General features: G+C 44.4%; 12 protein-coding genes. 11 read left to right on the forward strand and 1 reads right to left on the reverse strand.

Features of this window, described 5'->3' with window-relative positions:
- Positions 1 to 234: 234 nt before the first annotated feature.
- The 3 genes from GXP69_RS18500 to GXP69_RS18510 all read left to right on the forward strand — a co-directional run bounded on the left by GXP69_RS18500 (position 235) and on the right by GXP69_RS18510 (position 2,232).
- Positions 235 to 879, forward strand: coding sequence for a porin family protein (locus tag GXP69_RS18500; protein WP_163917046.1), 645 nt, complete (start codon positions 235 to 237; stop codon positions 877 to 879).
- Positions 880 to 892: 13 nt separating this feature from the next.
- Positions 893 to 1,609 carry a YceI family protein gene (locus tag GXP69_RS18505; protein WP_163917048.1) on the forward strand — a complete coding sequence of 239 codons (717 nt, stop codon included), beginning with the start codon at positions 893 to 895 and terminating at the stop codon, positions 1,607 to 1,609.
- A gap of 80 nt (positions 1,610 to 1,689) precedes the next feature.
- Positions 1,690 to 2,232, forward strand: coding sequence for a DUF6992 family protein (locus GXP69_RS18510; RefSeq protein WP_235925831.1), 543 nt, complete (start codon positions 1,690 to 1,692; stop codon positions 2,230 to 2,232).
- Positions 2,233 to 2,349: 117 nt separating this feature from the next.
- On the opposite strand, the gene GXP69_RS18515 is transcribed toward GXP69_RS18510, so the two are convergent.
- On the reverse strand, positions 2,350 to 2,904 hold the full coding sequence (locus GXP69_RS18515; protein WP_163917050.1) for a type 1 glutamine amidotransferase domain-containing protein: 555 nt from the start codon (positions 2,902 to 2,904) through the stop codon (positions 2,350 to 2,352).
- Between the two features lie 259 nt (positions 2,905 to 3,163).
- Here GXP69_RS18515 and GXP69_RS18520 point away from each other — a divergent pair, with 259 nt between their 5' ends.
- The 8 genes from GXP69_RS18520 to GXP69_RS18555 all read left to right on the forward strand — a co-directional run bounded on the left by GXP69_RS18520 (position 3,164) and on the right by GXP69_RS18555 (position 13,431).
- Positions 3,164 to 5,599: a TonB-dependent receptor gene (locus GXP69_RS18520; RefSeq protein ID WP_163917052.1), complete on the forward strand. Its 2,436-nt coding sequence runs from the start codon at positions 3,164 to 3,166 to the stop codon at positions 5,597 to 5,599.
- Between the two features lie 76 nt (positions 5,600 to 5,675).
- A complete protein-coding gene (locus GXP69_RS18525) occupies positions 5,676 to 6,881 on the forward strand; it encodes a PepSY-associated TM helix domain-containing protein (RefSeq protein ID WP_163917054.1) in 1,206 nt (401 codons plus the stop codon).
- Between the two features lie 322 nt (positions 6,882 to 7,203).
- Positions 7,204 to 7,701, forward strand: a complete 498-nt coding sequence (locus tag GXP69_RS18530; RefSeq protein ID WP_163917055.1) for a TlpA family protein disulfide reductase — start codon at positions 7,204 to 7,206, stop codon at positions 7,699 to 7,701.
- Between the two features lie 11 nt (positions 7,702 to 7,712).
- A complete protein-coding gene (locus GXP69_RS18535; protein WP_163917057.1) occupies positions 7,713 to 8,345 on the forward strand; it encodes a thioredoxin family protein in 633 nt (210 codons plus the stop codon).
- A gap of 382 nt (positions 8,346 to 8,727) precedes the next feature.
- Complete coding sequence (locus tag GXP69_RS18540) at positions 8,728 to 9,504, forward strand: hypothetical protein (protein ID WP_163917059.1); 777 nt, start codon at positions 8,728 to 8,730, stop codon at positions 9,502 to 9,504.
- 129 nt (positions 9,505 to 9,633) lie between these two features.
- Complete coding sequence (locus tag GXP69_RS18545) at positions 9,634 to 9,969, forward strand: hypothetical protein (protein ID WP_163917061.1); 336 nt, start codon at positions 9,634 to 9,636, stop codon at positions 9,967 to 9,969.
- Between the two features lie 108 nt (positions 9,970 to 10,077).
- Positions 10,078 to 10,659 carry a DUF3575 domain-containing protein gene (locus GXP69_RS18550; RefSeq protein ID WP_163917062.1) on the forward strand — a complete coding sequence of 194 codons (582 nt, stop codon included), beginning with the start codon at positions 10,078 to 10,080 and terminating at the stop codon, positions 10,657 to 10,659.
- Positions 10,660 to 11,103: 444 nt separating this feature from the next.
- Positions 11,104 to 13,431: an ABC transporter permease gene (locus GXP69_RS18555; protein ID WP_163917064.1), complete on the forward strand. Its 2,328-nt coding sequence runs from the start codon at positions 11,104 to 11,106 to the stop codon at positions 13,429 to 13,431.
- The last annotated feature ends 446 nt before the right edge of the window (positions 13,432 to 13,877 follow it).

A 13,877-nucleotide genomic window follows, 5' to 3' on the forward strand; every position in this document is an offset into this window, starting at 1 on the left:
TATAAAATCCTATATCAAAACCTTATAGTATAAAAACTACTAAATATTTTATCATGGTGTTTATAACTATAGTTTTTACCCGCATCAGGCCACCCACCCTCTATTCATAGCTAAACCGGTCTTGTTCAGGGCGGCAACCTGCACCCTCTGCAACTTTATACATAGGGTTTATAGTATACTACTTATAGAGATATTCTTTAATGCTTTCACCCGGCTACTAACCCATACAGCACCATGAAAAAACACCTACTATCGGCACTCTTTATGCTCTTAACGCTGGCAACCTGTTACGCCCAGGAACAGGAAGTGGAAGATGCGCTTGGCCCCAGAAAAATACAGCGTAACCACAACGAGCTTAGCGGTGCCGATGCTATAAACTCCGGCTTTGGCATTAAAGGCGGCGTTAACTTTGCCGACGTATATGGTCATAAAAACCTCGTAAATACAGATCCACTTACCGATTTTCATGCAGGAGTCTATGCGCAGTTTGCCTTAAGCCGGTCGTTCTCGCTGCAGGTGGAAAGCCTTTATTCGCGCAAGGGCTTTGAAATGGAGGCTGTAGAACACCACTTTGATTACCTGGAAGTGCCGCTGCTGGCCGTATATAATATATCAGACAGGTTTAGCCTGCACCTGGGTCCGCAGATCAGCATTATGATGGCTGCCAAACAGGATGGCCGTGAGCTGAACCTGGACGACCTGAATACCTTTGACTATGGGTTGGCCGGCGGTGCCGAAGCCCGGTTCAGTTTTATAAGAGTAGGTGCCCGCTACAACAGAGGCTTCACCGACCTGCTGGACGAGGGCGATAACGGATTAACGATAGGCAGAGGATTGAAGAACAACGTACTACAACTATACATTGGCTTAGGCTTTTAAAAATTATCAAACTATGTCAGGCAGGTACGGTCATAATATAGCACTTATAGTTACAGGACTTGTACTTGCCGCCTGCGACACCACCGTGAACGCCGACAAAGCCGAAGTTGGGGCACCTGTAAAAGCGCAGGCTATAGTTGCTACAACGGAAGTATATACTATAGATACCGCCAAAAGCACGGTAACCTGGATAGGCGCAAAACTTACCGGCAGGCACAACGGCATCTTTAAAATTGATAACGGCCAGCTGACGATGCACAACAAGTTGCTGACCGGTGGTAAAATTGAGTTTAACATGCTTGCCACCCGGTCTGACGACAAACATTTAGATGAGGCCGGAAACGAGAAACTTACCACACACCTGCGATCTGCCGATTTTTTTGATGTAGAACGCTTTCCCAGAGCCCGCTTCGTACTTACCAGCATAGCTCCTTACGACAGCACCCGCGAAGCTAAACCACCAATCCACGCCCCTGATAACGACCTACGCGTAAAAGGTGCCACCCACTACCTTACAGGCAACTTAACTATAAAGGATAAAACTAAAAGCATACGGTTCCCGGCCAGAATCACCCTGCAGGACAGCCTGCTGAAAGCCCGCGCCAACTTTAACATAGACCGCACCGACTGGGACCTAATATACCGCTCCGACAAATCACTGGGAAACCAGACCATTCACCCGGATGTGAACATAGATATAAACCTTGTAGCCATACAAAAGCACAGGTAAAGCTCCTGTATTGGCGTACCCACTACACGCTAAAATACAATTGCAGACGTTTGTAACTACAACAACCAACCTTTTTGAGTATGAAAAAGTACTTTTGCCTGCTGTTGTGTTTGCTGCTTGCCACCGGTGCAAGTGCCCAACCCGACGCGCTGGCAACATTTAACCTGCAGCAGTCCGGAATATTAAGGATAGGCATGTTTGTGCTGGGTGGATGGGCGCTGCTGAATATTCTGATCGGGAGTTTCAGGCTGATGAAAGCGACGCGCAACAAGCGTTTCTTTTTTCAGATGAACATTTACTGGAACATTGTAAACCTGGTTATTGCCTCGGCGGCTCTATACTCTCTGCTGACCACCGATATTGCTAACTACACACTTGCCCAAAGCCTGACCCAACACCACTGGTTTAAGAAGGTGCTCTACCTGAACATTGGCCTGGATATAGCTTACCTGATGATGGGCATATGGCTACAGGAGCGTTCCCGCTTTTCGCCAAAAACAGAACAGCTGAAAGGCTGGGGCCAAGCCATTGTATTGCAAGGCCTTTTCCTGCTGGTGCTGGATGTGGTGCTCACAGCCATGCTGGAAGATAAGGCTCCCACACTGCATAGCCTGATTCCATAGCTGGAATTATTCAAAACTATAAAGCCGCGGCAGTTTAGCGCCGCGGCTTTTATAGTTTATAGTTGTGATACCTTTTAACTGGCTCGATGCCGAACTATAGTTGTAAGCTATAGTTTGTTAATCGTGTCGGCCTTCGGCAAATTCTTCTACCATCTTCAGGTTAAAGGCAGGAATATCGTCGGGGTTGCGGCTTGTTACCATGCCATTATCAACTACCACTTCCTGGTCTACCCACTCGGCTCCGGCATTTTTTAGGTCGGTTTGCAGCGTGTGGTAGCTGGTCATTTTGCGGCCTTTTATTTTGCCGGTCTCAATTAGTGTCCAGGGGCCGTGGCAGATGGCGGCAACCGGCTTGCTGCTCTCCATAAATTTATTCACAAAGCTTACCGCCTCTTTGTTGGCACGCAGGGTATCGGGATTCATGACGCCGCCAGGCAACAGCAGGCCATCATACTCCTCTGCGTTTACTTCGCTCAGCTTCTTATCTACCTTAAATTTATCGCCCCAGTCGGTGTGGTTCCAGGCTTTTAGCTCGCTGTTTTTGTTCGGCGATATGATATGGGCTTCAGCGCCGGCATCTTTCAGCGCCTTCATTGGTTCAGTTAATTCTACCTGCTCAAATCCTTCTTCAACCAGTACTGCTATCTTTTTTCCTTCAAGTTTGTTTGCCATAGTTCTTTCTGTTTTTGGTTTTTATCATCCCTACTTAACGAACTATAGCCTGATAGGTTAAAGCCAGCCTGTGTGCCTGCACCAGTTGCCAGCTATCATTTCAACCTGCTTTATAACTGCCTATGCTGGATTCACGGGTTAATTTTCAAAAAGTGAAATTTTGTTTGGACTTGTAGCAATTCGTTTCTTAAGTTTGCACTGTTTAGAATTAATCTAAATAAAAACAACAAACCACACTCACTCATATATACACTGCTACATGCTTTACAGATTTACACTGATATGCCTCTTCATAATGATGCCGGGCATATTGCTAGCACAAAATGCTGCCTCTATACAAGGTATAGTAACAGACGAAAACGGGAAGCCAATGGAGTTTGCCAGCATCGTGTTGGAGGGTACACGTTTTGGTGCCGTAACTGGCAGCAACGGTGCCTTCGTAATCAATAATCTTCCGGAAGGTACTTACCAGGTGCGTGCGCTGCTGCTTGGTTTCGAATGCAAGCCGCAGGAAATACACCTCACTACCGGCAGCAAAGCAAACATTGCCCTTAAACTAACTACAAAAGCCAGCCTGATTAACCAGGTAGAGGTATTCGGTATAAGAGATAAGCAGCCTGAAAAACTGGATGCCATTACCCGTCTGCCGCTTAAGCCAAGCGAGCAGATTCAGAGCATTTCGGTTATCTCTGAGAAACTGATTGAGCAGCAGGGTGCCCTTACTGTAATTGAAGGTGTGCGCAACGTGCCGGGTGTTTATACATATGCCACTTATGGCGGTGTAAGAGAAAGTATCTCATCACGCGGTTTCCGTGGTATTCCAACGCTTAAAAACGGCGTGCGTGTTATGACCGATTTCCGTGGCCAAGGCTTCTCTACGGATATGCAGGGTGTGGAAAGCGTGCAGGTACTGAAAGGTGCCAGTTCTATTACCATGGGTGCCTCTACCGACCTGGGTGGTCCGGGCGGTATTGTAAATATCGTAACCAAAACACCTAAGTTCGAGAATGCCGGTGCTGTGTCGATGCGCGTAGGCAGCTGGGGTTTAATAAGACCGACATTTGATGTGCAGCGCGTGCTGGATAAAGACAACAAAGTAGCCATCCGCCTGAACGGAGCTTACGAAAATGGTGGCAAGTTCCGCGACCATATGGATAACGAATCCTTCTACATTAACCCATCGTTGGAATGGCGCCCGAATGCTAAGAGCACGTTAACCCTGGAGATGGATTACTTTAAAGAAGCGCAGGGCATTGACGTGGGTACCGTAAACCTGTCGGTAGGTAACAAAGAGAACAAGATCTACGACCTGCCATCCAGCCGCTTCCTGGGTTTTGAGTCTGATAAAACGGACCTGAAGCACACTACCTACACCGCCCGCTACAACTATAACCTGACCAACAACCTGTACCTGCGTGCCGCGTTCTTCAACTCCAACTATAACTACGATGCCGTTAAGTCTAACCTGGCGGCGCTGAAAGCCAATCCTAATACAGGCGTAAACGTGAATGAAGTAAACTGGTACCGCCGCTCTATTGCCCATAACTCTACACGCGAAGACAATAGCACCGTGCTGCAACTGGATCTGGTAGGCCGCAAAGTACAGACCGGCAAGATCAACCACACCTTCCAGGTAGGTGTTGATTACCGTTACATCGACCTGTTCCAGCCTACTTTCAACTCTATAGCTATAGACGATATAAACGTTTTTGACCCGGCAACTATAAGCCACACACTGCCTGAGAACGTAGCACCTTTTGAGCGCACCGGCGGCACCCAGGCCTACGACTACCGCTTCGGGGTTACTTTACAGGATGTGATTCAACTGACTGACTGGGCCAGAGTTTATGGTGGCGTTCGCTACAGCACAAACAAAACCAGAGACAACGGCGAAACAAGCGCTACCACTGAGTTCTGGAACCCACTGGCCGGCCTTATGTTTACCATTAAAGATGGTCTGAATATCTTTGGTTCTTACACCAACAGCACCAACCCACGCTCTGCCTCTGTGGTAGATGTAAATGGCAACCCACTGGGTGCCGAGCGCATCGACCAGATAGAGGCCGGTATCAAATCTGAGTGGCTTAACGACCGCCTTCGCTTTAACCTGACCTTCTTCAAGATCAACAACAAAGACATGAACCTGCAAGCCTTTACCGTGGATGAAAACGGTGTAGTGCAGGCAGAGGACTACTATATAAAAGGCGGTAACGACGAGCGCAAGGGAATGGAAGTAGAGCTTACGGGCCGCGTGCTGGAGAACCTGGAGATTGTAACCGGATATTCTTACATCGATGCGCAGTTTAAAGACCACACCACATTTGTACCGGGCTCGGCTCCGAACAACACGCCAAAGCACACCTTTAACGCTTATGCCAACTATACGGTAAGAAACGGTTTGCTGCAGGGCCTTAACATTGGTGCCGGTGCCTACTACCTAGGCGAGCGCCCTTACAACGACTGGACACAGGCTGGCGTGCAGTACCATAACATCGATCCGAACACAGCCCCGTGGTACAACAAAGCCTATACTATAGTTAATGCACAACTTGGCTACGACTTTAAAAAGCACTGGGGCGTGCGAGCGCTGTTCAACAACGTGTTCGACACAGTAGGTTACGATGCTTACCGCACCAGCTTTATCGACAGAATTCAGCCAAGAAATGTTTCTGGTATAGTTACCTATAAATTTTAAATTAGATTTATTCCAAATAACAAAAAAGCTGGCGATATTTACCGTCAGCTTTTTTTGACAACCCAAAACCACCTCCATGAAGAAGAGCTTTAGCTGGCGTAAACTTTTTAACGATGTGCACTTATGGCTGGGCATTGCCAGCGGACTGGTTCTTTTCATCGTTTGCCTTACCGGCACCATCTATACTTTCCGCACAGATATTGAGCAGATGCTCGAGCCTGATAAGTATACAGTGGCTGTGCCAGCTATCGCAACACCGTTGCCGGCTAATGAGCTGATCGCGAAACTGGAGCAGGAGCATAACGGTAAAGTACTGAGCCTGGAAATGCCTGCCGATAAAGCAGAAAGCTATAAAGTGAGCATCGCCCCGCCTGCTACTGAAAAGCCGGAAGGCAAAGGAAAAGGCGAAGGCCGTAGTGGAGATGGCCCAAAACCAACATCGTACTTTGTTAACCCTTATACCGGCGCAGTGCTGGGTACCACCGAAGGTCCGGCAACAGAATTCTTCGGAACCGTAATGAAGATGCACCGCTGGCTGCTGATGGGCGATAGCGTAGGCCGTGTTATAGTTGGTATTTCTACTATCATATTCGCGGTACTTTGCTTAACCGGTATAGTGCTGTGGTGGCCTAAAAAACTGAAGAACTGGAAACAGGGCTTAAAAGTAAAAACCAGCGGCAACTGGAAACGCATCAACCACGACCTGCACAACACCTTTGGTTTCTATAGTTTTATTCTGCTCCTGATCATGGCGCTGACGGGCCTTTGCTGGTCGTTTGAGTGGTACCGCGATGCACTGGGCAAGGTAATGGGCGCCGAGGTATTTAAAGGCCGTAAAGAAAAGCCGATGTTTACTTTTGCTGGTGCCGATGCCGCCGCCCTGACTACCGAAGATTTTATAGCCCGCGCTAACAAACTGCTGCCAAACGAAGGCAACATGCGCATTTCATTACCCGATAACGACAGCACGGCTATAGTTGTAACCAAGAGCCAGGCTGGCTTTATGGCGCTGAACGCGTCGGACAAGGTGCAGCTGGACCAGCATAACGGGCAGCCCCTAAAAGTGGAGATCTTTGCAGAGAAGCCGCTAAACGAACAGATTGTTTCGCTGATAAAGCCGCTGCACCTGGGCGATGTGTATGGCTCGTTCTCAAAAATCCTGTACTTCCTGGCCTGTCTGGTGGCAACCAGCTTACCGGTTACCGGCACCCTGATCTGGATCAACAAGCTTAAAAAGAAATCGAAGAAGAAGCTGAAACCAAGAACTATAGCTGCTGCCTAGGCCCTGCTAAAAAATATTTTCACTTTTTTTTATAATAACGTAACCATCGCCAGAACACTCCCGTAAAAAGGGATGGCTAAAAGTTGAAAAGTTTTTAAATAAACTTATTCATAAACGAAGGCTCCTTGTTAAGAGGAGCCTTTTGTTTTTTATACCCATCTATAGTGCTGGCACTTGCAAATCCTTTACATCCAGTTAAAGAGCAGGTTCATACTCCCTCATCATCTGTTCGTCTAAAACCTACCATTAAACTTCTGATTTTAAGGCGCTCCGTTTAACTTTATACCTATAATACAGTATAGCAGCAACACGTTGTATACCTATGAAACTATACCAGCCTTTCCGGATCGCATTTATAGTGGCAGTACTCAGTTTAGCCGGCTTTACCGCGCAGGCGCAGAGCGTAAACGTGATTAAATTCGATGAGCTGCAGAAGCTTCGCAACTCCCCCACCGATACCTTGTATGTGGTAAATTTCTGGGCGACCTGGTGCGGCCCCTGCATCAAAGAAATGCCTTACTTCGAAGCTATAAACCAACAGTACAAAGGCCAGCCTGTGCGAGTTATTTTAGTAAGCATGGATGCCGCCGAGGACCTGCAAAAGGTGAAAACATTTATGCAGCGCCGTAAAATTGCGTCGGATGTCTGGCTGCTGGATGAGACCGATGCCAATGCCTGGATAGATAAACTGGAGCCAAAGTGGAGTGGCGCCATACCGGCTACTATGTTGTTTAACAACAAGCGCAAGCAGTACAACTTTGTAGAAAAAGAACTGAAAGAAGACGAGCTGCAAGCCCTGGTAAAGCAATTCAAACCATAAACTATAGATCTATGAAAAAACCGATCTTACCACTCATGTACACCTTCTGCCTGCTGGTTGTGGGTATGTTGCTTGCCGCTACACCTGCCAATAACACCGGCTACCAGGTTGGCGACAAAGCCCGCGACTTTAAACTGAAGAACGTTGACGGCAAAATGCTATCGATGGCCGACTACAAAGATGCCAAAGGCTTTATCGTTACGTTTACCTGCAACACCTGCCCATACTCTGTAGCTTACGAGGACCGCATTATTGCCCTGCATAACAAATATGCGCCTAAAGGCTACCCGGTTATCGCTATTAACCCCAACGATGTAACTGCATCGCCAAAAGACTCTTATGCCGATATGCAGCAGCGCGCAAAAGACAAGAAGTTCCCGTTTGCTTACCTGTACGACGAAACCCAGGAAATTACCAGAGCCTACGGTGCTACCCGTACGCCACACCTGTACATTGTGCAGAAGCAGAAAGACAACACTTACAAAGTAGCTTACATTGGCACTATAGACGACAACAGCCGCGATGCTTCTAAAGTGGAAAAGAAATATGCCGAAGCCGCTCTGGATGAACTGGTAGCCAACAAAGCCGTGAGCCAGCCTAACACCAAAGCCATCGGTTGCACCATTAAGTGGCGCGAAGCATAAGCCGCAAACTATAGCATAAATTATAAAGCACCTGTCATTCGGTTGGCAGGTGCTTTTGTTTTTAGCCGTGTATAAGCGTGTATATCCGCGTTGTAACTCGGCTACGGGCAGCGGTTCGCTTCTGACAGGTACGCCCGTTTTCTCTGGTTCCCTGCCTACAAAAGTATTCGCAGCATAATGCCCGCCTCATCACCGATCCTAAACTGAACAATCTATAGTTTAATTTGTCGGATTCACACAAATCCAATATATTGTATGAACAAGATATGCTCTGCAGCAGGTAGTTTACTCAAGGATTTCAGCGGCAGGAAAACCAAACGAACAACTACGTTCATAGTGCAGATAAGCGTATGTTGTGGTATATACAGTAGTTAGGCCCAATATGAAGAAACATAAAAAGAGCATTTGTATAGTTGCATTGTTTCTGTCTTCCTGTGATGGTGGCGAATGGGATACGTCTTTGTATGTTCAACGAATTCCGAGTAGCAACAAAGTTATCTATGAATATGATGCATGGGGTGGTCGAGACTCACATCAGTTTGGAATTGTGATAATGGACTCGACAGAAGATTTTGAAGTAAACAAGGTTCGGAATCTACCGATTTCATACTTCACGGAAGTTCCTAACAGTAGCCGAATCCATGCAATAAGCCTACAAAAAGCTGATGATGACAGTACTTCTTTGAATCCTATAGAGAAACATGAAGTACGTATTTCTGACATTCATTTAGAGATTGATAACTATAAACAGTATAGTGGGTACTCGGATGCAGGCTGTGGCCTAAATGAATACCAATTTCAAACTTTTAAAGAAACAAAAGATAGTCTGTATCTTTTTGGCCTTCAAAAAATCTTTGGGGTAAATCTGGAGGGAAAAGAGAATGTTGGTTTTCAAAAAGGCAACATAAAGCTAATTACTGACTCAAATGGCAAACTTATGCGTTTGGAAATAAAAGAGCTATTTAAGGGAAAAGCCAATAAGCATAAATATAAAAAAGGCACGGCAGAAGTCATTGAGAGAAAAGAGAGCAGTCCAGTAGTTTGTTTAAGAATCTATTATTTCAAGCCACTAAAAACCATTTACTTAAGCGAATTCACAGACTACGGAATCTTTAAGCCAATAATAAATAATACTATGCCTAACCAAGCACATGAGTAAAGCTTCAGCTACGCCTCGCTCACCTCATGTACGAGTACCGTTACCAGTAATATTGAAAATTAAATAATGAAGCCCCTCCAAAAAATAGTATGGATTCTGTTTGCGACACTTTTCCTAAACTGTAATGGTGTGGAATCTCCATTTTACTGTTTCGGTGCTTCATCTCCTGTTGATTTAAAGTTTGAAAACAATAACAGTAGTGACCAAATACTAACTCTTTTTCAATATACTGAAGCAAAAGGATTTGACAGGATTGGGACACTTAAAGTTAATGGTGAGTCAACAAAAGCAATCTGCTTAGAAAATGAAGGACCGATTGAAGAAGGCTTATATATATTTAATGGTGAACAAACTCATAAAATTCAACTGAAATGGGCTGAAGATTTTATTCTCAATCTTGATGATTCAACTCATCTTATAGATACACCTTCAGAACTTGAACATTTGTTGGACCCTAAATGGTAAATAAAAAATTATAACGGGTAACCACACCTCAACGCCAGCCTCCGGCCGACGGCCTCGCCCGTCGTTTAGCATAACCGTTAGGGTTAATTTTAAAAGCAAAAAAGCTTTATGAAAAAAATGGTGATTACATTTTTCTGCCTTTTACCACTGCTTTTGTATGGGCAGGAACCATTAAAACCGTTAGGGAATAGATGGATTGTTAAAACGAATGCTTTAAGTTTAATTGCAAAGAAACCAACAATTTCCCTTGAAAGAACATTTGATAATTCTTTTAGCCTCGAAGCCTCCTATACCCAAGGGAAATTTAAGAATATACTATTTACTGACCAGTATGAATACAATGGATTTTTATTAAGAGGAAAAAAGTATTTTGCTAACCTTGATCATGAAATTATAATACCTTACGCAGGAATTTACGTTGGGAATTTACACCGATCCATCCAGACTAGCGGGGAATCCTTGGATCGTGTAGGGTTCTTTGGTTATCCTTCCAGACAATTTGCTGGGCATTCTATCCGAGGAGGTGGTTCATTTGGACTTTCTTATTTCACTACGAGCCGAATAAATGTTGATGTACAAACTAGCTTAGGTTATGGCAGATATTTAAATCTTGATTGGTCAGACCCTAATACTTATTCAGGTGGATACCCAGATATGCAGGTATGGGCTTCTATTGGTTACTGCTTTTAGCATATCAGCTACACTCACCTTGACAATAAAAAGAACAACCACCCTAACAAGATCTATATTTCAGCCTTGGACTTACGTTCAAGACCGTCGTTTAGCCTAGCCGTAACACCCTTCCAAGTAGCCCCACAATGTTCCCAGACAATAAAGAAGCATCTTACAACCCTACTAATAAGCATCTCCACAGCGAACACTCATTAAGATAAAACTAAATGTCGTAGTCTCATTGCGGTGTTAGATCCCTTATAGCAGACTGTATCAAATCGTACAGTTAAGTGTACGAAATCGAACAGACTTTAAGAAACAGTTACCTACAGCATTGACAACCAACCCCATAAATCACTAATAACTAATTAGTTGTATTTTGGCACCAGCTTTGCCAATGCGATTGAGCAGGATCCCCTCAATATTTGGTCTCTTATCCATTAAAAATTAACACTTCAAGTCGTGCTAAAGAACAACCTGAAAATCGCTTTAAGGATACTCTGGAAAAACAAACTCTTTTCATTGGTCAATATCCTGAGCTTGTCATTGAGTATGGCAGTTGGAGTTATTCTCTTTACATACATAAAAGCCAATCACGACACAGACCACTTCCATCCAAAATTAGATCAAATAGTACGGATACTGACGCAGGAAACAAATGAGGTGGAACAAACCAAATGGGCAACAGCTCCCTTGCCATTGGCTACGCAGCTAGAAAGTGTCTCCTTTGTCGAAAAAACGGTAAAGGTACGCCTGGCGGGAAAGCACAATCTGCAAACCGATGGAGGTGATATACCTGTTAACATAAAATTCTCAGAGCCCTCTTTTTTTGATGTTTTTGGCTTTAAACTATTGTCTGGCAGCGCACAAAGCCTTACCTATAACACCACCACCCTTTTTTTAACCGAAAAAACAGCAAAAAAAATATTCGGAGACAGGAATGCCATAGGGCAAACGGTTCAATTTGAAAAATTAGGTTCTTATACCGTTGGGGGAATTATTCAGGACCCGCCTTTAGAAACACACCTGCCCATTGAGGCAATGCTTCCTATTAATGCTGCTGAATTGCTCGAAAAAAAAGAAGCAATCCCCCCTGCTTCACAGAATTGGGGAGAGTTTAAGAGTTCAGCAATTTATGCCCGTTTAAAATCAGAAGGTGATTTAAAGCAGCTCCTTACAACGCTCCAGAACTATAACCGGAGATTGGATAAGAGCAGTCTTCAATTTTTGGCACAACCCATAGAGGCTATTACCCCCCGAAACAAAGACATCCTAAACGACTACAATGCGGGCACCGATTGGGCAGGTATAAAAACACAGCTATTGTTGATTCTGGCTTTAACCCTTTTATCTGCTTTCAACTATATCAGTTTAACATTGGCGCGTGCCTTATCCCGAGCGCGGGAAGTAGGTATTCGCAAAACATTAGGCGCAACCAGAAGGCAAATTATTGGTCAGTTTTTAATGGAATCGACCCTTGTTGCCCTTTTTGCCTTGTTGTTTACAATGCCATGCGTTGAGATTTTAACGCACAGTGTACCCGAAATGGATGTGGAGTTCTCTTATGATACCACCTTACTATTAGGCTTGTTGACCTACGCAGTTATCACGGGCTTAGTCGCTGGGGCGCTTCCATCGTGGCTGTTGTCAGCGTTTAAGCCCATACAGGTTTTGCGTAAGATGAAGAATGTTAAGCTGTTTAGGAGTATTGCTATTTACAAAGCTTTGATCGTCTTCCAGTTTTCAGTAACCATTATGCTGATGATATTGGTTGTTATATTAGCTGATTATGAAATTAAAAACCATGCAATCATTAACTCAACCATATCGCCTAATGTGCTGACACTTGATTTAAAAGGAGAGAAATATGAGAACCTGCAAAACGAGATAAGCCAGTTAAGCCAGGTAGAAACGACTTTGGCGACGAACTGGTATCACAAACCAATGAAAGCGGGCAAATCTACTGTAACATTAAACGGTAAAGCGCTGGAAATAAAACACGTGAGCATCGACCCCAGAATAATTAAAACAGAAGGTATCAGCTTAAAATCCGGGCAAAACTTCCCTGAAAATATGCCCCGGAACAGGGAGCAATATGTGTTGGTAAATGAAGCTGCCGCAAAACTGATGGAGACTGGATCGGAGCGTATAGTGGGGCAAACGCTATTGCTGGATTCTGCTTATGTGCAGGTCATTGGTATCATGCCCAATGAAATTATTGGCGAAACAACTCCTTTACTATATCGGTATTTACCAGATGAAATAGCCACCCTAACCATAAAAATAAATCCTAATACAGAATCGGAAGCAACCAAAGCCATTCAAACTTTATGGAAAAACCATTTTCCTGAAAAAACAGCAAATCTTCAGAATTTAAAAGATGGTTATGCAAGCAGCGGAGAGAGATTAGGTTTTTTTGGATTCTTTGCCCTTATAGTTATGATCATCGCTGGTTTGGGCATTTTAGGCATAGCAAGTTACTCCGTAGAAACACGCGTTAAAGAACTGGGTATGAGAAAAGTATTGGGGGCAAGCAACAAGGAATTGGTGTGGAATGTTACCCGGGATTTTTGCATGCTTATCCTGATTGCCGGATTTATTGGTGTTCCGGCCGGCTTGTTTGGCGGTGATTTAATTAGACAGGATTTAGGCAGCAGTATTGTTGATTTAAGTTTTAAAAATGTAAGCATAGGCTTTGGTCTGGTTGCCATAGTTGGGCTACTAACTGTCCTATCGCAAACCATTCGGGCAGCGCAAATTGAACCTGTTAAAGTTTTAAAAGTAGAGTAACCACAAAACATTCAGTGGCAGGAGCTTTTGCTTTTAAACGTGCATATTCGCGTTAAAACACGGTTGTAGCCTTCTGATAAACTATAGCCATTTTTGTGGATTTTTGCCTTCAAGACCATTACTAATATACTACCTGCGGCCCTCACAAGCCCAAACAGAACAAGCTATAGTTTAGCTTGCCAAATTCACACGAACCTAATATATTGTATAAATAATATACAACCTGCAGCTCATGGCTTTATATGGTTATTGGCCTCAGGAAAGGTGAAGATCACAACTACGTTCATAGTGCAGATAAGCGTATGTTGTGGTTTATACTATAGTTAATCCGTCATAGGGATTATTTTCAAATTTAAAAATGGCGAAGCTTTCAGGCTTTACTGGCAGGAAGGGATCACAGGCTCATGAAAAGGAAAGTACCTGTAAAAGAGCCAAAGGCATAAATG

This window comes from Pontibacter burrus (assembly GCF_010686685.1).
GTDB lineage: Bacteria > Bacteroidota > Bacteroidia > Cytophagales > Hymenobacteraceae > Pontibacter > Pontibacter burrus.